This is a genomic window from Streptomyces sp. R41, from assembly GCF_041053055.1.
Lineage (GTDB): Bacteria > Actinomycetota > Actinomycetes > Streptomycetales > Streptomycetaceae > Streptomyces.
Window position 1 is genome coordinate 10,023,905 of sequence record NZ_CP163443.1, and the last position, 18,490, is coordinate 10,042,394.

Below are 18,490 nucleotides of genomic sequence, written 5' to 3' on the forward strand. Positions count from 1 at the left end.
GGGTGCTGAGGGGGGCGGCAACGGTTTCGGCGAGCGGGGTGTTCCGCGCGGCGGAGAGGCCTTGGGCGAGCAGGGTGTTCAGGGTTCGACCCTCCGGGGGTGATCGTGGCGCCCGTCCATCACATCAGACGCCGGGCCGGCCGCCCCGCCGAGGCCGTCAGTCCTCGCCGAGCAGCGACATCTCCGCCCAGATGGTCTTGCCCTCGGCGGTGTGCCGACTCCCCCAGCGCTGGGTGAGCTGGGCGACGAGAAGCAGTCCGCGGCCGCCCTCGTCGTAGGTCTTCGCCCGGCGCAGATGCGGGGCGGTGTGGCTGCTGTCGGAGACCTCGAAGATCAGGGTCCTGGCATCGTGAATGAGGCGCAGCCGTATGGGCGGCTCGCCGTACCGGATCGCGTTGGTGACCAGTTCGCTCACCACGAGTTCGGCTGTGAACGTCGCCTCGCTCAGCCCCCAGACGTCCAGCTGATCCGCCACCTGCTTGCGGATCGGCGCGACGAGGGCGGGGTCGGCGGGAATGTCCCAGGTCGCCACCTGGGAGGGAGGCAGGCCGTGTGTGCGGGCGAGCAGCAGGGCGATGTCGTCCGGGGCACCGCCGACCGGAAGCAGCGCCTGCAGGATCGCATGACACGCCCATTCCAGGGACTGGGACGACTGCTCCAGGGCTCGGGACAGCAGCTGGTGGGCGACGTCGAGATCCCGCCCGCGGCTCTCGATCAGCCCGTTGGTGTACAGCGCCAGCACCGTGCCCTCGCGCAGCTCGAGTTCCACGGACTCGAACGGCAGGCCGCCCAGGCCCAACGGCGGTCCGGCCGGGAGCTCGATCTGCCGGGGCGGACCGTCCGGAGGGACGATGTACGGCGCCGGATGCCCTGCCCGGGCGAAGGTGGAGCGCCGGGAGACCGGGTCGTACACCGCGTACAGGCAGGTGGCGCCGACCTCCCCGGTGGTGCCTTCGACCCCGGCATCCTCGGACAGCCGCACGACGAGGTCGTCCAGGTGTGTGAGCAGCTCGTCCGGGGCCAGATCGATGTCGGCGAGCGTGCGGACGGCGGTGCGCAGCCGCCCCATGGTCGCCGAGGCCTGGATGCCGTGGCCGACGACGTCGCCGACGACCATGGCGACCCGCATGCCGGACAGCGGGATCACGTCGAACCAGTCGCCGCCCACCCCGGCACGCGCCGCGGGCAAGTAGCGCGAGGCCGCCTCCAGCGCCGCCGTCCGGGGCAGTGACTGGGGGAGCAGGCTGCGCTGCAGGGCCAGGGCGGTCTCACGCTCGCGGGAGAAACGCCGGGCGTTGTCGATGCAGACGGCGGCCCTGGCCGTGACCTCCTCGGCGAGCAGGACGTCGTCGTAGGTGAAAGAACCGGGCTGCCGGAACCGGGTGAGCACCGCGACGCCCAGGGTCTGGCCCCGGGCCCGGATGGGCACCGACATGGTGGCGTGGATGCCGTACTTCGCGATGCGCTCGCTCCTGCGTTTGTCCCAGGCCAGCCATTCCTCCAGCGAGGTGGTCGCGTCCGGCGCCACGATCGTCCGGCCGGCGATCAGGGAGTCGGCCTGCGGTGAGGAGGCGGGGTAGACGTCGACCGCGCCGAGTGTGACGACCGCCTCGGGGGAGCCCGGGTTCACCGATCGATGGGCCGCGCGGCGGAGCGTGATCGGGGTGCTCGGCGGCTCGGAGTGGTGCTCACCCCCGTGCTCGGGCGGATCGAGCAGGTCGACGCTGACGAAGTCGGCGAGTGTGGGCACGCAGACATCGGCGAGCTCCTGCGCCGTTCGGGTGACGTCGAGGGTGCTGCCGATGCGCACACTGGCCTCGTTGACCAGTTGCAGCCGCTCCCGGGCCCGGTACTGCTCGGTGAAGTCGTGCGCGGCCAGGCACACGCCGCGCACGCGACCGTCGGCGTCGGTGAGCGGGGCGATCCGCGCCATCCAGGCGTGCGGGCGGTCCCTACCGCCCGTGCGCATGTACACCTCCACATCGCGCCCCTCGCCCGAGACGAGCACGCCGTACAGGTTCTCCTCGAGCCGCTCGCTCTCCCGCTGGCCGCCTATCTCGGAGATCCGCAGACCCCGGACGCGGGCCTCCGGGAGACCGATCACCTCGGCCATCGCGTCGTTGATCCCGTACAGGCGCAGCCGTTCGTCGTAGATCGCCATGGCGCACGGCGACTGCGTGAGCACGGCCCTGATCAGCGGGTCGTCGTAGGCGCGCCGGTCCTCGCCCTCGAGCGGGGTGACCAAGAGCCATTCGCCCTTCGTTTCCCTGCGATGAGCGAGCAGCCACACGGAGAGGGTGCGTCCGTCGCGGTGACGCAGGGGAAGGGTGCCGCTCCAGCGGTTACCGGTGGGTTCGGACAGCACTGACTCGCCCGAACCGGGGTCCAGCAGGTCCGCCGCGGGGCGGCCCTCGACCTCCTCCGGCGCGTACCCCAGCAATCGGCGGGCCCCCTCGTTCCAGAGGACCAGGGTGCCGTTCCCGTCGATGACTGCCCGTGCCGTGGCGGCCTCGTCGAGGGGGTGGACCGGGCTCATCGTCGCCACTCCATTGCGCACACTGACAGTGAACAAGCGCGTCACTCGGGTTCCAGCCTAGTGGCTGGGCGCCCTGCGCACCCTGGAACCAGGACGCCGACGCGGCACATCCGCAAGGTGGGTTTTCGGCCGAAGTGAGGTGCGGGGCGGAAGTGAGTGCCGCACCCTTGACGGCCGTGTGTGTCACCCCGTCAGAATCTGTTTGTTCACGATCAGTTGTGATTACTTATGGGCCCTGATGATGGAGAGCCGCCATGACGGTCACTCGAAGATCGGTATTGATCGCAGGAACGGCCGTACCCGCGGCCGGCGCACTCTCGGGCGCCGCCGACGCCTGGGCGGCGCCCTTTGGGCGAGCCCCGGGGCGACGCACGGTCGAGCTGCGCGACGGCTGGCGCTTCGCGCTGGTCAACCCGGGCGGCATCACCGACCCCACGGGCGCGTACGAGGGCGCGGCGCAGCCCGGCTACGACGACTCGGCGTGGCGCCAGGTGGCGGTACCCCACGACTGGAGCATCGAGCAGACACCCACCACGGAGCACGGCACCACCAGCGGCACCGGCTTCTTCCCCGGCGGCCTCGGCTGGTACCGCACCGCCTTCACCCTGCCGCCCGCCCTCGTCGGCAAGCGGATCTCCGTGGAGTTCGACGGCGTCTACATGGACGCGTACGTGTACTGCAACGGCAAGGAGGTCGGCCGCCACCCCTACGGATACACGGGGTTCGCCTTCGACCTCACCGACCTGCTGCACACGGACGGCACCACCGTCAACGTCATCGCGGTCAAGGTCCAGAACCAGCTCCCCAGCAGCCGCTGGTACTCGGGCAGCGGCATCTACCGCGAGGCCCGCCTGGTCGTCACCGAGCCGGTGCACGTCCGTCGGTGGGGTACGTACGTCACGACGCCGGACATCACGGCGGAGCGGGCGGCCGTACGGGTGCGAACGACCGTCGTCAACGAAGCCGGTACCTCTGCCGACGTCCAGGTGGCATCACGGATCGTCGACCCCGACGGCCGTACGGCCGCCCGTACGGTCACCACGGTCACGGTCGGCGACCAGGTGGACGAGACCCATGAACTCACCGTCGAGAAGCCGAAGTTGTGGGACTTCGCGACCCCCGACCACCGTTACACCGTGGAGACGGAGCTGCGCGTCGGCGGCGAGACCGTCGACACCTACCGCACCCCCTTCGGCATCCGGCAGTTCCGCTTCGACCCGGACGAGGGCTTCCACCTCAACGGCGCCTACGCCAAGATCAAGGGTGTCGACCTGCACCACGACCAGGGCGCGCTCGGGGCGGCGATCAGCATCGACGCCGTACGCCGGCAGATGACCATCATGAAGTCGATGGGCGTCAACGCCTTCCGGACCTCCCACAATCCGCCCTCACCGCAGATGATCCAGGTCTGCGAGGAACTGGGCATCGTGATGATGGTGGAGGCGTTCGACTGCTGGCGGACGGGCAAGACGACCTACGACTACGGCCGGTTCTTCGACGAGTGGTGCGAGAAGGACACCACCGAGATGGTCCTCGCGGCCCGCAACTCGCCCGCCGTGGTCCTGTGGTCCATCGGCAACGAGGTCCCCGACTCCACGTCCACCGCCGGGCTCGCCATGGCCGACCGGATCATCGGCGCCATCAAGGCCGTGGACGACACCCGACCGCTGGTCATCGGGTCCGACAAGTACCGCCGCGTCCCCGCGAAGGGCTCCGCGGCCGACCTCATGCTCGCCAAGCTGGACGGGCTCGGCCTCAACTACAACACCGCCAAGTCGGTGGACGCCCTGCACGCCGCCTATCCCCACCTGTTCCTCTTCGAGTCGGAGTCGTCGTCCGAGACCTCGACCCGCTCGACGTACCAGGAACCGGAGCACCTCAACACCGGTGAGAATCACACCCCCGGCAAGCGCGCGACCTCCTCGTACGACAACAACCTCGCCTCCTGGACGATGAGCGGCGAGTACGGGCACAAGAAGGACCGGGACCGGAAGTGGTTCGCCGGCCAGTTCCTGTGGTCGGGCATCGACTACATCGGCGAGCCCACGCCCTACGACGTCTTCCCGGTGAAGGCATCCTTCTTCGGCGCGGTCGACACGGCCGGCTTCCCCAAGGACATGTACCACCTGTTCAAGAGCCAGTGGACGGACGAGCCCATGGTCCATCTGCTGCCCATGAGCTGGAACCACGAGGCGGGGGACACGGTCGAGGTCTGGGCCTACGCGAACGTCGACACCGTCGAGCTGTTCCTCAACGGCAAGTCCCTGGGCACCCGGGGGTTCGACACCAAGAGGACCGCCGACGGGCGCCCTTACCTGGAGACCACGGAGGCGACCGGCGATGACAAGACCTTCACCGGCGGCCCCTATCCCGGGAGTTACACCAGCCCGAACGGCAGCGCGGGCAAGCTGCACCTCAGCTGGAAAGTGCCGTACGAACCAGGTGAGTTGAAGGCGGTCGCCCGCCGTGACGGCAAGGCGGTGGCGACGGACGTCCTGCGCACCGCCGGGGCGCCCCGTGCGATACGCCTCACGGCGGACCGCAAGACGTCGGCGGCGGACGGCCGTTCACTGTTGTTCGTGACCGCGGAGGTGGTCGACGCCCACGGTGTCGTGGTGCCCGACGCCGAAGACCTGCTCACGTTCGAGGTGGCGGGCGGCTCGCTCGCCGGTCTCGACAACGGCCGGGAGGAGAGCGCCGAGCGCTATCAGGCCAGTACCCGAACCGCCTTCCACGGCAAGGCGCTCGCGATCGTCCGGTCCGGGACGAAGGCGGGCACCTTGAAGGTGACCGCCCGCGGTGAAGGACTGCGCGCGGCCTCCACGACCGTACGCACCACCCCCGCCGAGTCGAAGGCGGCCACTCCGCCGACGGCGTTCAAGCCCGACCACCCCGCGGCCCCGAACTACCCGTACGCGGACGCCAGTTACTCCGGCCGCACCGACACCCTGCCCGCCGCCATGCTCGACGGCGACGCGGCCACCGGCTGGTCCAACGCCTTCTACAAGTCGGCGACGGCCCTGCTGCCCGCGTTCAACGGAGCCCGTCCCGAGGACTGGGTCTCGGTCACCTGGGCGCGCCAGCGCACCGTCGACCGGGTCGAGGTCTCCTTCACCGTCGACGCGACGCACGCCCTGCCCGCGTCGGTCGAGGTCTCGGTCTGGGACGGCAAGGAGTATGTGCCGGTGAAGGACGCGGCCATCGACTGGGCCACCGCGTCCGACACGCCCACGGTGATCACCTTCGACGCGGTACGCGGCTCACGGCTCCGTCTCCTCATGACCAGCGGGCACCCGGGTGCCGCCGACGGCGGGCTGCGGATCAGCCGCCTGGAGGTCCCGGTCGGCTGACGGCAGCCGTCGCGTGTGCTCGGTCAGCGTGTGCAGTTCGGCACGGCTGAGCGGGCGGTGCACCTCGACGTACTCGCCGTGCGGCAGGCGTTTGATCACGCCCGTCGCACGGCCGTGCGCCACCAGTTCGCGATCCCGCCGCTGCAGTCCCAGGCAGATGCGGCGGGTCACCACGAAGACGACGACCGGCACCACGAACAGGGCGGTCCGCACGGTCCAGGTCACGGTGTTGATCGACAGATGGAAGCGTGTCGCCACGATGTCGTTGCCGCCGCCCGCGAGCAGGATCAGATAGAGGCTGATCCATGCCGTCCCGAGCGACGTACGGATCGGCCGGTTGCGCGGGCGGTCCAGCAGATGGTGCTCGCGCCGGTCCTTGGTCACCCACGCCTCCACGAACGGGTAGACACCGATGGCGACGAGGAGCAGCGGGAAGACGACGACGGGGATGAGTACGCCGAGCACGAGCGTGTGCCCCGCCACGGTGATCTCCCAGCCCGGCATGACACGGACCAGCCCCTCCGCGAAGCCCAGGTACCAGTCCGGCTGAGCGCCCGTCGACACCTGGTCGGCGCGGTAAGGGCCGTACGCCCAGACCGGGTTGATGGTCGCGACCGCCGAGATCAGCGCGATGACGCCGAACACCAGGAAGAAGAAGCCGCCCGCCTTCGCCATGTAGACCGGCATGAACGGGGTGCCCACGACGTTGCGTTCGGTCTTTCCCGGTCCGCCGAACTGCGTGTGCTTGTGATAGACGACCAGGATCAGATGGGCGACGACGAGTGCCGCCATGATGCCCGGAATCAGCAGGACGTGCAGTGAGTAGAAACGGGCCACGATGTCATGACCGGGGAACTCCCCGCCGAAGAGGAAGAACGACAGATAGGTGCCGACGATCGGCATCGACAGCAGGGCCCCGTCCACGAACCGCAGCCCGGTGCCCGACAGCAGATCGTCCGGCAGCGAGTAGCCGAACAGGCCCTCGAACATGCCGAGGAGCAGCAGTGTCCAGCCGAACAGCCAGTTCACCTCGCGGGGCCTGCGGAACGAGCCCGTGAAGAAGTGCCGCATCATGTGCGTCAGCATCCCGGCGAGGAAGATCAGCGCGGCCCAGTGGTGGATCTGCCGGATCAGCAGCCCGCCGCGCACGTCGAAGCTGATGTCCAGCGTGGAGGCGTAAGCCTCCGACATGCGGATGCCGTTCAGCGGGACGTAACTGCCGTGGTAGACCACCTCGTTCATCGACGGGTGGAAGAACAGCGTGAGATAGACGCCGGTGAGGACGAGGACGACGAAGCTGTACAGGCATATCTCACCCAGCAGGAAGGACCAGTGGTCCGGGAAGACCTTGCGCAGGTACTGCTTGCCGAGCGAGTAGACGCCGAGACGGCCGTCGAACCAGTCGGCCACCCGCTCGCCGGACGACGCCTTCTCGGCTGTGCCCGCGCCCGAGGACGGCTTCTCGGCCATGCGCTCGCCGGACGACGCTTTCCCGGGTGGGCGCGAGGCGGGCCCTTCGACGGTGGTCACGGGTGCTCTCCCTCCGGCTCCTCGGCGCCCTCGTCCCTTCGTACGTGCGCGAGCTTCTCGGGATTGGTGACGATGTAGACGTCGGACACCCGCTCGCCGTCCGGGGTGAGGTCCATGACCATGACGGCGTACGGGGACTCGCCCTCGAAGATCACCGCGGAGTCGTCGCCGTTGACGCGGCGATAGCGGATGTCGAGGTTCGTCGCGCGGCGCGTGGCATAGCCGGCGAACAGGCGTGCCGCCTTGTCCCGGCCGTGCACAGGGCGCAGCCCGGCCGAGCGGGCCTTGCCGCCGCCGTCCGTCCACACCGTCACGTCCGGCGCGAGGATCTCCATCAGCGCGGCGATGTCACCGCCGAGCGCGGCCTCCACGAAGCGTTCGGTCGCCTGCCGGCGTACGCGGGGATGGGCCCGGTACAGCGGACGGCGGGCGTGGACGTGCTCACGGGCGCGGTGCGCGAGCTGGCGCACCGCGGCGGGGCTGCGGTCGAGGACCTCCGCGATCTCGGTGTGCGGGTAGCCGAACACCTCGTTGAGGACGAACACCGCCCGCTCCAGCGGGGTCAGCGACTCCAGGACCACGAGCATCGCGAGCGACACCGACTCGGCCCGCAGGGTCCGGTCGTCGGCGGAGCCGGCGGGGGCGGGTTCGTCGAGCAGGGGCTCCGGCAGCCAGGGGCCGACGTACGTCTCGCGGCGGCGGGTGATGGCGGCACGGCGCGCCAGCGCGTGGTTCACGGCGATGCGGACGAGATAGGCGCGCGGGTTGGTGATTCCGTCGAGCGGAGAGCGGTCGGCGCGGCCCTGCCAGGACAGCCAGGTCTCCTGGAGCACGTCGTCGGTGTCCGCGACGCTGCCGAGCATGTTGTAGACGATCGCGAACAGCAGCTCGCGGTGGTCGACGAAGACCTGCGTCGCGCCATCGCTCCGGGACGTCGCGCCGTCGCTCCGGGACGTCGCGCCATCGCTCCCGGACGTCGCGGCGACGCCGCCGGATGCCGTGCCATTGGTGGTCCCGGACACGGGGCTTTCGGACATGCCTTGCCTCCCTTGTTGCGCTCACTACTGCGAGGGGAAAAGGGGGCCCGAATGTGACATCGGACGACGAAATGTGACGTAGGTCTCAGGGGGCTTCCTGCGCGTCACACCGGCCGTCGCGGCCGCCCTCTTGAACGCGAGTCCGATGTTTCGGCACAAGGAGACACACATCGTGTTCAAGAAATGGCACGGCAACCCATGGGCGATCCTCATCACGCTCTCCCTGGGTTTCTTCATGACGCTGCTCGATCTGACGATCGTGAACATCGCGATCCCCGACATGGGGCAGGATCTGGACGCCTCCCTCGACGAGATCCTGTGGGTCGTCAACGCCTACTCCCTCGCCCTGGCCGTCCTGCTGATCACCGCGGGCCGCCTCGGTGACCTGCGCGGCAAGCGCAACCTGTTCATCGCGGGCGTCGCGCTGTTCACGCTCGCCAGCCTGGCCTGTGGCCTGGCCCAGGACCCGGCTCAGCTGATCGGCTTCCGCGCGGTGCAGGGCCTCGGCGCGGCGCTGCTCATGCCGCAGACCCTGTCGATCATCGCCGAGGTGTTCCCGGCCGACCGGCGCGGCGCCGCGATGGGCGTGTGGGGCGCGGTCGCGGGCATCTCCGGCGCCCTGGGCCCGATCATCGGGGGCGCGCTGATCAACCGTCTCGACTGGCGGTGGATCTTCTTCGTCAATCTGCCGCTCGGGGTGCTGGTACTGGGGCTCGCCGTGGCGATCATTCCCGCTTCCCGGCGCACGGTACGGCACCGCTTCGACACCTTCGGCGTGCTGCTCGCCTCAAGTGCCCTGTTCTGCCTGGCCTTCGCTCTGACGGAGGGGCAGCGCTACGACTGGAACGGCTGGATCTGGGCGCTGTTCGGCGCGGCGGTCCTGCTCTTCGCCGGTTTCCTGGGGCACGAGCGCGGCCAGCAGGCCGGCGACCCGCTCGTCCCGTTCTCGCTCTTCAAGGACCGCAACTTCACCTTCATCAACTTCGTGGGCATCACCGTGTCGTTCGGCGTCATCGGGATGTTCCTGCCGCTGACGATCTATCTGCAGTCCGTCCTCGGCTTCAGCGCCCTCAAGTCCGGGCTGGTCCTGCTGCCCCTCGCGCTCGGCTCATTCGTGATGGCCGGGCCCGCCGGAGTCCTCGCGGACAAGATCGGCGGCAAGTTCATCCTGATGACCGGGCTGCTCGCCTGGGCGGCCGCGCTGATCTGGATCGTGGCCGCGGCCGACGTCGGATCGAGCTGGACGGCGGTCGCCTTCCCGCTCTTCCTGGCCGGACTGGGCGCCGGCTGCACCTTCGCGCCGATGGCCACGGAGGTCATGCGCAACGTACCCGCACGCCTGTCCGGTGCCGCCTCTGGCGTCAACAACGCGCTGCGGCAGGTCGGTTCGGTGCTCGCGGGCGCCGTCGTCGGCGCCGTGCTCCAGGCCCAGCTCGCGAGCTCGCTCACCGACCAGGCGCGGCAGCGCGCCGGACAGCTCCCCGCCGCCTACCGCGACGGCTTCGTCGCCGCCTTCTCCAAGGCGGAGTCCGACGTGAACGCCCGGCAGTCGGCCGGTACTCCGTCCGGGGTGCCGCACGACGTCGCCGACCGCATGCGAGAGCTCGGCGGCCAGGTATTCGGCCACGGCTTCGTGGACGCGATGGGTCCCGCGATCCTCGTCTCCGCCCTGGTCCTGCTGGCCGGCGCGCTCGCCTGCCTTGCCGTACGCCGTCACCGCGGGCCGTCCGCCAACCCGCACGCCCTGCCCGTGTACGAACCCGAACTGGAGGATGCCACCTCATGAGCATCGACCTCACCGCCATGTACGCCTCCCACGACGCGTTCCGGCGCGACCTGGTACGTCTCGGCAAGGCCGCGGCGGACGGCACCGCCTTCACCCCCCAAGTCCGCGCCGGCTGGGACAACTTCACCCACCAGCTGCACATCCACCACACCGCCGAGGACAGCGACCTGTGGCCCCGGGTGCAGCGCAAGGTCGAGGGCCGGCCCAAGGACATCGCCCTCCTCGCGGAGATGGAGGCGGAGCACGCCCGCCTCGACCCGCAGCTCACCGCCGTCGACGCGGCCCTCAGGAACCGGTCGGCCGAACTCGCCGAACTCGTCCACGCGTTGGCCACGACCCTCGACGACCACCTCGCGCACGAGGAGGCGAGCGCCCTGCCGCTCATCCAGGAGGTGCTGACGCCCGCGGACTGGGGTGCCTTCACCGGACGTATCCGCGAGACGCAGGGCCTGCGCGGGGCGGCCGTCTTCGTGCCGTGGATCGTCGACGGCATCCCGCCCGCCGACCGCGCCGCGTTCCTCGGCGCGCTGCCCCCGCCCGTCCGCGTCCTCAACCGCCTGTTCTGGGAGGCGGGTTACCGCAGGCGCGGGCTGTGGCGAACCTGACCGGGCGCTCGGCGGCCCTCGTCCGTGGGCGCTCAGGCGGGCTTCGGTTCCATCCAGCTGTCCGGGCCGGGGTCACCGCCGGGCGCCCGTACGGCGAGCCGGTCGAGGTAATGGTCCCAGCCCTCCTGGTGCGGCTCGCGGGCCGGCTCGGGCAGGCCGGAGTGGGTGAGCGTGAGCAGCGTGCCGTCCGGTTCGGGGGCGAAAGTGACCTCGACCCGGCTGCTGCCGGGCGGCACCGGGTCGCCCTCGTTCTCCCAGCCCCAGGTGAAGACGATCCGGGTGTACGGCTCGACCTCCTCGAAGCGTCCGGAAGCGGTGGCGTCGCCGACGACTCGCATCCGGTACGCGCCGCCGGGCGTCGGGTCGAGCGTGCCCTCGATGCCTTGCCAGGACAGCCATCGCTCGGTGTCGGTGAAGAAGGAGAACACGGTCTCCGGGCGGGCCTTGATGTGCCGCTGTACGACGACGGAGCCGTCGGGGGTGATGGTCACTTCTGCTCCTCCTCCCGCTCGGCCTGTTCGGCGAGCGCGGCCAGGGCGTCCAGGGAGTCGCCCCACGTGGACTCCAGGTAGGCAGCCAGCGGTCCCATCCCAGCACGGTCCGCGCGGTAGTACCGCTTGGTGCCGTCCTTTCGGACGACGACCAGGCCCGCCTCGCGGAGCACCTTCAGATGCTGGGAGACCGCGCCGAAGGTGACGTCGAAGCGCTCGGCGATCTCTCCGGCCGACAGCTCCTCGTGCCACACGAGCTGCAGAATCGCCCGCCGCCGCGGCTCACTGATCGCCTTCACCTGATCCACGCTGCTTATTTTAGTCACGGCTTTAACTTGCGCCGCGTTCGGGCTTATTTTAGTGTCGACTAAAGGAAGAGCTTCGGGGCATTCCCGGACACTCACGAAAGATCTTGACGATCCCGAGAGGACATCCGATGCCCGACATCGCGATGCAGCTGACCATCGAGGCCGAGGCGGACACCGTCCGCGCGGCCATCACCACCGAGACCGGCGTACGTGGCTGGTTCACGGCGGACGCCGAGATAGGGGAGGGTGTCGGCGCGGAGCACGCGCTGAGCTTCCCCGGTGTGCCGGAGCCCTGGCGGCTGCGGATCACCGACTCAGGCGACCGGCGCCTGGTGCTGGCGGGGGAGAACGGCCCGTGGGCCGGCACCACGCAGACCTACGAGATCCTCGACGTCCCGGAGGGCGGTGTCCTGCTGCGCTTCACGCACGCTGGATTCCCGGCGCAGGACGAGGCCTATCGCAACTTCACCTACGGATGGGCCACCAAGTTCACGGCGCTCAAGTCGTACGCGGAGACGGGCAAGGCCGATCCCTTTTTCGGCTGAGCCGGGTCTGTCCTTGTAAGCCATCCCTTTCCGTGTAAGCCGTCCCTTTCCGTCTTCTCTATGACGGTCCAAACCCTTCTGAACGGGAGCACCTCTGATGAACGCCACTCCCGCCGAACTCACCGACCAGCTCGCCCGTGCCGCCCGCAATCTGCAGGCGTACGCCCAGCAGCCCGCCCTCACCGGCAAGCGTGAACTCCCCACGCCCTGCTCCGGCTTCGACGTCCACCGGCTCAGCGAGCACCTGCTCGGCGCGCTCGTCATGGGCGGATACGCCGCAGCGAAGGAGCCGCTGCCCGCCGACGCCCCGATCACTCTGACGGAGGCGCCCTGGGTGGCCTTCCCGCCGCTCGTCGACCGGCTCGCCGCCGCCTGGGCCGAGCCGGGCGCCTGGGAAGGGGAGACACCCTTCGCGTCGAGCACCTACCCGGCGCCCTTCGCCGGGATGATCACCATCATGGAGCTGACCGTGCACGGCTGGGACCTCGCCGCCGCCACCGGTCAGTCGTTCACGGCCGACGACGACGTGGTCGCCACCGCGACTGCCATCGCCGGACAGATCGCCGAGGGCGCCCGCGCAGGCGGAGCCTTCGGCCCGGAGGCCGAACCCGCCGCCGATGCCACCCCGCTGGAGCGGCTGCTCGCCCTCACCGGACGGAAGGTCGCCTGATGGCGGACGCGGACCAGTTGTTCGCGCGTCTGGCCGAAGACCTCGAACCACGCGGGGCGAAGCTCTCCAAGATGTTCGGGATGCCCTGCCTCAAGGACCCGAACGGCAAGGCGTTCGTCGGCCTCCACAAGGGCGAACTGGTCGTCCGCCTGCACCGGGACACCCCCGAACACGCCGAGGCCCTCGCCCTCGCCGGCGCGCACCTCTTCGACCCCATGGGCGGTCGCCCGATGAAGGACTGGATCTGTGTGCCGCTCGCCGCGTCGGCGCACTGGCTGCCCCTGACGGAGGCGGCGCGCGCCCAGCCACGCTGAGTCCGGACGCGACGCCGCCCGGCGCGGGGCCCGCTAGGGTGCTCCGGTCGGGGCTGTGGCGCGCCCCGCGCGCAGGGCCACCGCCTCGCCCGCGCTCTGGCCCGCCACCAAGGTGCGCAGGAAGGCGAGCACCGCGTCGACGTCGTGACCGGCCGCCGCGGTCTCGATGCGGGCGTGCAGTTCCGTCTCGACGGCGGCCACCGCGCGGGCCGTCTCATGGCCCGCGGGAGTGAGCGTCAGCTCCACATGACGCCGGTCGTGGCTGCCCTCCTCGCGGCGTACGAGTCCCGCGGTCACCAGGCGGTCCACCAGACGGCTGGGATTGCCGCCGCTCTCGCACACCAGCAGGGCCCCGAGTCCGGACATGCTGAGCGGCTGCCGCTCCGAGAGGAGCCGCAACACCTCGGCCTGGGCGGGCGTCACCCCCAACGGGCGCAGCCCTTGGGCGAGTTGGCGATTTCCCTCACGCTGCGCGGCCAGGATGAGGAAGCGGACTTCTTCGGCCGGCTCCATCGTGCTGCACTCCCGGATCGATAGACGACGGAACTACGTTACACGGCACCTATTCACTCCGCCGTTGCCCCGGGGCCTGGTCGGACCAATATATGTCGTGTAACTTAATGACACGACACAGGAAACGGTGAGGTTCATGAGCGAGATCGCGTACCGAAAGATCGTCGTGGAGCGGTTCGGCGGCACCGAGACCATGCGGCCCGTCGAGGCCACCCTGGCGGAGCCGCCGCCGGGGTATGCCCGACTGAAGGTGCTGGCCTCCGGAGTGGGTTTCACGGACCTGATGGCACGTTCGGGCGACTATCTGCTGCAGCGCAAGGTGCCCTTCACGCCCGGCTACGAACTCGTCGGCGAGATCGTGGACTTCACGCCCGACGGCCCCCGGCCGGCCGGGCTCCGGGAGGGTGCGCGCGTCGCGGGCGCCCTGACGAAGATGGCCGCGTACACCGAGTACATCTGCCTGCCGCTGTGGCAGCTCGTCCCGCTGCCCGACGGTCTCGACCCGGTCCTGGCCGCCGCGATCCCGCTCGACCACCTGACAGCACTCAGTGTTCTGGAGACCCACGGCCGTCTCGTGGCCGGGGAAACGGTGCTCATCCAGGGTGCGAGCGGGGGAGTGGGGCAAGCGCTCAGCCGCCTCGGTGCGCTGCGCGGACTTCGGATGTACGGCACCGCCTCGGCGCCCGGTGCCGAGGAACTGCTCGCCCAGCACGGCGTGACCTTGATCGACTATCGTCGGCAGGACTTCGAGGCGGTCCTGCGCGAGCGCGAACCGGGCGGTGTCCAGGCGGTGTTCGACCACATCGGCGGGGCCGGGCTGCGCAAGGCGTACCGCGTCCTGTCGCCCGGGGGAGTGCTGGTCAGCTACGCGTTTTCGGGCCGCCCGGGACGCATGGTCGGCGACACCGTGCGGGGCGCGGCACGCGTGAAGCTGATGAATCTGCGGCCGGGCCGGCGCACCGCGCTGAGCATGGTGCCGGCCGAGATCAAGGGCGATCACGCCTGGTACCGGGCGGGTCTGGAGCGCGTGCTCGACATGGCGGCGCGCGGTGAGATCGCGCCGCGGATCGGTTCCGTCCACCCGCTGATGAAGGCCGCCGACGTGCATGCCGCGCTGGAAAGGCGGGAGATCACCGGGAAAGCGGTCCTGGTGACGGACCAGGCGTGACGGACTGGGGTGTGCCTCCGTTGGTTTGGTACCGCCCTGCACTGCCCTTGAACTGGGAGTATTTACGGGTAAGTACCCGCGCGGTACCGTGAGGGCATGCCAGCTCTCAACGTGGAGTTCAGCGACCGCGAGCTAGAGGACCTGCGGCAGATAGCCAAGGAGCGCGGTACGTCGATGAAGGCCCTGGTGCGGGAGGCGGCCGCGGCCGACATCGTGCGGCACCGGGCGCTGCAGGAAGGCGCGGAGGTGTTCCGCCGGTTCTTCGCCGCGCACGCGGACGAGTTCGCCGCCGCCTTCCCGGAGGACGAGCCACCCGCCAAGGGCGAGGGGCGGGTCGCCTGACCGATGGCTCCCGTCATCCATATCGACGTGCCCTGGCTGCTCCAGCGCCACGAAGAGGTACTGCCCGACCAGCCCACGGTCAACGACTTCTCGGCGCTCGTCGCCGCCGTGGCCCGCCACCGCGTCGACCCGCCCAGGCTCGGCGTCGACTCCGACCCGGCCTGGCGCGCCGCCGCGCTCCTGCACACCCTTGCCCTGCTGAAGCCGTTACCGGCGGCAAACGCCCGCTTCGCCTGCTCGGCGGCGGTCGCGTACATGTTCGTCAGCGGCGTCGGCATCGACCCGCCGTACGGCGCCCTCGTCGATCTCGCCCGCGATCTGATCTCCGGCAAGACGGACGTCTACGGCGCGGCCGACCGGCTGCGCTCCTGGCAGATCTGAAAGAGCGTCCCCATATGGGGTCGTTGTCACCAGGCCGTTGTCACCGGATGACCCGTGGTGCGCGCGGGTTGCGGGCGGCGGTGAGGGCGTGCCCCGCGATCGCACGGTGCCGCCGGCGATGGGCAGGGGGGCCGGCCGTGAACAAGGCCTCGTCGAACGCCTGTCCATCGATGGGCTTCCTGCCGACCGACAGGGTGCTGACCACCGCGGTCGTACCGGGTGGGCGACCAGCCGGTCGGGCTCCCGGTCTCGAAGCCGCCGTAGCCCAATCGGCCTGAACTCGTGGCCCTCCCGGCCGGCGTGAGAATCCCTGGCGCAGGCAGCCGCGGTGCCCTACGACAGCCGCCGTACCCACGGCCAGGTCCGATGTCCGTGGAACCCGAAGCGGCGTCCTGCGTTCTGGCGAGCTTCGCCCACGGCCGACCGACGAACGTGACCACCGGCAACGCCGTCACGGCGGGGCCCAATTGCGGTACGCCGTCCAGCCTCGCGCCATCCGTCCGGAAGTCCGGCAAGGGGCCCCGCCCTCGGGGCCGCCGACCGAGGGCGGGAGGATCGGGGCCGGCGGCCGGTTTCGCGCGGGAGAGCCGCCGTCCTGCGCGGGGCCTCCGAGAAGGGCCGGTTCCAGTGGACTACGCAGCCCCGTGTGCCGGGAGCGTGCGCGGGCCGCCGGCGTGTGCGCGCGGTTCACACGGGGCGCATCGAATTTCGAAAGTCGGTGCGAGTGGCGCGAGTTGCCGCAGGATCTGACTTTATTTCAATGATGCAGATGTTGCTCAAGTGCCTTGTTGGTCATGAGCGTGTTGTGCGAGGGTGAACATCCTGCGCAGGGTCAATGACCGGGTCTGAATCGCCGTTCGTTATTCCGGTCCGTCGTCGAGCTCATGAGGCTCTTGACCGACGGTCGCCGTACGGTCTTCGCCCCCGACCGTTTTCCCGGCGCTCCGTCAAAAAGGTACGCACCAATCAGGGCTCCTTTTCGGCGGACAAGAACTTCTGTGTGCCACCTTGCACCTTGGAAGGAACCCGCTCAGTGCACACCCCCCACCCCCCTCGTCCCCCTTATCCGCCCAGTGGCGTTCCCGGCGAATCCGACGAGAGTCTCGCCGCCCTGCTGAGAGGCCGGCCGGAGAGCGATGCCGCCCATCCCGTCGCCCTGTTGATGGCCCGGCACTGGCAGCCGACGTACGACTACGCGGTCATCTGCCTCGCTTCCTCTGCGAACGTCGCCTCCATGGTCGCCGCGACCTCCTTCCACCGGATGCTCGATCGTCTCGTACAAGGGGAGTCCGGTCTCGCGCTCCGGCCCCAACTCCTCGTGACGGTAAGGGACACCGTCAAGGAGTGGTCCCCGGACGATCGGATATCCGGTGTTCTGCCGGACTTGAGGAAACCCGCCGGAGGCCGCGGTATGCGCGCGGCGAAGTCCATGACGGCCGAAAATCGGAAGCTCGCCGAGCGCGCATTCCACGGCCTCCCGGCACTCGCCCGGTGCTTGCTGTGGCACACCGAGGTCGAGGCCGAGCCCATATCCGTACCAGCCGGTCTGTCGGGCATGGATACCGACATAGCGTCGGCGGCTCTGGAGCAGGCCCGCGAGCAATTCCGGGAAGGCTGTGTACGCGCCCACCGGGAACTCGCGCCGAGCAAGGAATGCGGCTTCCACAACCGGTTGCTGGACGTACCGATTCGCCGCGGCGGCGCCTTGCTGCCCGATGTCCAAGAGCATCTGATGGAGTGCCCGTACTGTCGTTACGCGGCCGAGCAGCTCAGCCATTTCGAGGGCGGGCTGGGCGTGCTGCTCGCCGAGTCGGTACTCGGCTGGGGCGCACGGCGGTATCTCGACTCCCGTCCAGGACGCGCGGGGCGAGCTGTGCGCCCCCGGGGCGGATCCCCCTTCGCCGGCAGGCGGCAGGGGAGTGGCGGCGGTCCCGGCAGCGGCGGCCGTCCGGGAAGCGGTGGACGTCATCGCCTGCTGTCCCAGATCCCCGCTCCGCGCCGTCGCGCGGCCCAGCCGGGGCAGCGGCCCCCGAAGGCCCTGCTCACCGGGGCGGGCCTGTCGGCCGCCCTGCTCGTGACCGTCCTCGCCACCAGCCTGTGGTCCCACGACGACGGCGGCGCCGACCCCACGGCCTCCACCGGCGCGAGCAGCAGCCGCACCCTGTCACCCACCCCCGGCTCCCAGGCCCCGCCCGCCGTGTCCTCGCCGCCCACCTCGGCCGGACTCCCGACGACCACCGAGCAGACCCGGCTGCGCAACCTCGCCGCCGATCTGTGCCTCGACATCCGGGGCGGCACGGCGAAGGCGGGCGCCGAGACCAAGCTGGCGGTGTGCTCGTCCGCCTGGACCCAGCAGTGGTCCTACGAGGGAGACGGTCTGCTGCGCAGCATCGCCAACCCCGAGCTGTGCCTCGACTCGCACGCTGACAACGGTGTCGTCTTCCTGGACCGCTGTGCCGCCAAGAGCGCGGCCCGCGGCGACGACGAGCGCTACGACCTCACCGTGCGGGGCGAGTTGCTGCCCCGATGGAACGACGGACTCGCCGTCGCTCCCGCGTCCACCGACCCCGACGCCGACATCGTCGTGAAGGTGCGCGACGGCTCCGATCTGCAGCGGTGGCGGACCGACGCGGCCTCGGCCGGCCCCCAGTCGCTGTCGATCGCGGGCACGACCAGCCCCTCGACACAGCCCGCCGGCGACCCGCCCTCGGCCGACAGCACGCCCGAGGCGCCCGGCGAGCCGCAGGACGAGCAGCCGACGGGCGTGCCCGATGCCTCGGAGGCCACTCCGTCGGACACTTACCAGGAGCCGCGCGCCGTGGCCGTCAGCGACGACGACGGCGACGCGAGCCCGGCGCCCGCGTTGCCGCTGCCCCTGCAACTCCCCGACGTCGCTGCGGGAGTTGGGCTGTGA

General features: G+C 70.2%; 16 protein-coding genes. 10 read left to right on the forward strand and 6 right to left on the reverse strand.

Annotation, left to right across the window (positions count from 1 at the left end; all coding sequences use genetic code 11):
• Positions 1–157: 157 nt before the first annotated feature.
• Positions 158–2,536 (reverse strand): SpoIIE family protein phosphatase, encoded by a 2,379-nt coding sequence (locus AB5J53_RS45660; RefSeq protein WP_369251461.1) that lies wholly within the window; start codon positions 2,534–2,536, stop codon positions 158–160.
• A gap of 254 nt (positions 2,537–2,790) precedes the next feature.
• On the opposite strand from AB5J53_RS45660, the gene AB5J53_RS45665 reads away from it, so the two are divergent.
• Positions 2,791–5,886 (forward strand): glycoside hydrolase family 2 TIM barrel-domain containing protein, encoded by a 3,096-nt coding sequence (locus AB5J53_RS45665; protein ID WP_369251462.1) that lies wholly within the window; start codon positions 2,791–2,793, stop codon positions 5,884–5,886.
• On the opposite strand, the gene AB5J53_RS45670 is transcribed toward AB5J53_RS45665, so the two are convergent.
• Together AB5J53_RS45670 and sigJ are read right to left on the reverse strand one after the other, a co-directional pair.
• The gene (locus tag AB5J53_RS45670) at positions 5,797–7,356 is read right to left on the reverse strand and encodes a cytochrome bc complex cytochrome b subunit (protein WP_369252883.1); all 1,560 of its coding nucleotides are present in this window, start codon (positions 7,354–7,356) and stop codon (positions 5,797–5,799) included. The genes AB5J53_RS45665 and AB5J53_RS45670 overlap by 90 nt on opposite strands.
• Before the next feature lie 56 nt (positions 7,357–7,412).
• Positions 7,413–8,453, reverse strand: coding sequence for an RNA polymerase sigma factor SigJ (gene sigJ, locus AB5J53_RS45675; RefSeq protein WP_369251463.1), 1,041 nt, complete (start codon positions 8,451–8,453; stop codon positions 7,413–7,415).
• A gap of 172 nt (positions 8,454–8,625) precedes the next feature.
• Between sigJ and AB5J53_RS45680 the strand changes: the two genes are divergently transcribed.
• Together AB5J53_RS45680 and AB5J53_RS45685 are read left to right on the forward strand one after the other, a co-directional pair.
• Complete coding sequence (locus AB5J53_RS45680; RefSeq protein WP_369251464.1) at positions 8,626–10,239, forward strand: MFS transporter; 1,614 nt, start codon at positions 8,626–8,628, stop codon at positions 10,237–10,239.
• The gene (locus AB5J53_RS45685; protein WP_369251465.1) at positions 10,236–10,844 is read left to right on the forward strand and encodes a hemerythrin domain-containing protein; all 609 of its coding nucleotides are present in this window, start codon (positions 10,236–10,238) and stop codon (positions 10,842–10,844) included. Before AB5J53_RS45680 ends, AB5J53_RS45685 begins: the two co-directional genes overlap by 4 nt.
• 32 nt (positions 10,845–10,876) lie before the next feature.
• On the opposite strand, the gene AB5J53_RS45690 is transcribed toward AB5J53_RS45685, so the two are convergent.
• Together AB5J53_RS45690 and AB5J53_RS45695 are read right to left on the reverse strand one after the other, a co-directional pair.
• On the reverse strand, positions 10,877–11,335 hold the full coding sequence (locus tag AB5J53_RS45690) for an SRPBCC family protein (RefSeq protein WP_369251466.1): 459 nt from the start codon (positions 11,333–11,335) through the stop codon (positions 10,877–10,879).
• Complete coding sequence (locus AB5J53_RS45695; protein WP_369251467.1) at positions 11,332–11,643, reverse strand: ArsR/SmtB family transcription factor; 312 nt, start codon at positions 11,641–11,643, stop codon at positions 11,332–11,334. The genes AB5J53_RS45690 and AB5J53_RS45695 overlap by 4 nt, the downstream gene beginning before the upstream one ends.
• 128 nt (positions 11,644–11,771) lie before the next feature.
• Here AB5J53_RS45695 and AB5J53_RS45700 point away from each other — a divergent pair, with 128 nt between their 5' ends.
• The 3 genes from AB5J53_RS45700 to AB5J53_RS45710 all read left to right on the forward strand — a co-directional run bounded on the left by AB5J53_RS45700 (position 11,772) and on the right by AB5J53_RS45710 (position 13,172).
• Positions 11,772–12,188 (forward strand): SRPBCC domain-containing protein, encoded by a 417-nt coding sequence (locus AB5J53_RS45700; RefSeq protein WP_369251468.1) that lies wholly within the window; start codon positions 11,772–11,774, stop codon positions 12,186–12,188.
• A 97-nt stretch (positions 12,189–12,285) separates the two neighbouring features.
• Positions 12,286–12,858 carry a TIGR03086 family metal-binding protein gene (locus AB5J53_RS45705; protein ID WP_369251469.1) on the forward strand — a complete coding sequence of 191 codons (573 nt, stop codon included), beginning with the start codon at positions 12,286–12,288 and terminating at the stop codon, positions 12,856–12,858.
• Positions 12,858–13,172: a hypothetical protein gene (locus tag AB5J53_RS45710; protein ID WP_369251470.1), complete on the forward strand. Its 315-nt coding sequence runs from the start codon at positions 12,858–12,860 to the stop codon at positions 13,170–13,172. Before AB5J53_RS45705 ends, AB5J53_RS45710 begins: the two co-directional genes overlap by 1 nt.
• A gap of 33 nt (positions 13,173–13,205) precedes the next feature.
• Here the strand turns inward: AB5J53_RS45710 and AB5J53_RS45715 are convergent, their stop codons facing one another.
• Complete coding sequence (locus tag AB5J53_RS45715) at positions 13,206–13,685, reverse strand: MarR family winged helix-turn-helix transcriptional regulator (RefSeq protein ID WP_369251471.1); 480 nt, start codon at positions 13,683–13,685, stop codon at positions 13,206–13,208.
• Between the two features lie 136 nt (positions 13,686–13,821).
• Between AB5J53_RS45715 and AB5J53_RS45720 the strand changes: the two genes are divergently transcribed.
• The 4 genes from AB5J53_RS45720 (at position 13,822) to AB5J53_RS45735 (ending at position 18,490) form a co-directional block, all read left to right on the forward strand.
• The gene (locus AB5J53_RS45720; RefSeq protein WP_369251472.1) at positions 13,822–14,853 is read left to right on the forward strand and encodes a zinc-binding dehydrogenase; all 1,032 of its coding nucleotides are present in this window, start codon (positions 13,822–13,824) and stop codon (positions 14,851–14,853) included.
• 96 nt (positions 14,854–14,949) lie between these two features.
• Complete coding sequence (locus AB5J53_RS45725; protein WP_099501331.1) at positions 14,950–15,195, forward strand: hypothetical protein; 246 nt, start codon at positions 14,950–14,952, stop codon at positions 15,193–15,195.
• A gap of 3 nt (positions 15,196–15,198) precedes the next feature.
• On the forward strand, positions 15,199–15,576 hold the full coding sequence (locus AB5J53_RS45730) for a toxin Doc (RefSeq protein ID WP_075028158.1): 378 nt from the start codon (positions 15,199–15,201) through the stop codon (positions 15,574–15,576).
• Positions 15,577–16,609: 1,033 nt separating this feature from the next.
• Positions 16,610–18,490 carry an RICIN domain-containing protein gene (locus AB5J53_RS45735; protein ID WP_369251473.1) on the forward strand — a complete coding sequence of 627 codons (1,881 nt, stop codon included), beginning with the start codon at positions 16,610–16,612 and terminating at the stop codon, positions 18,488–18,490.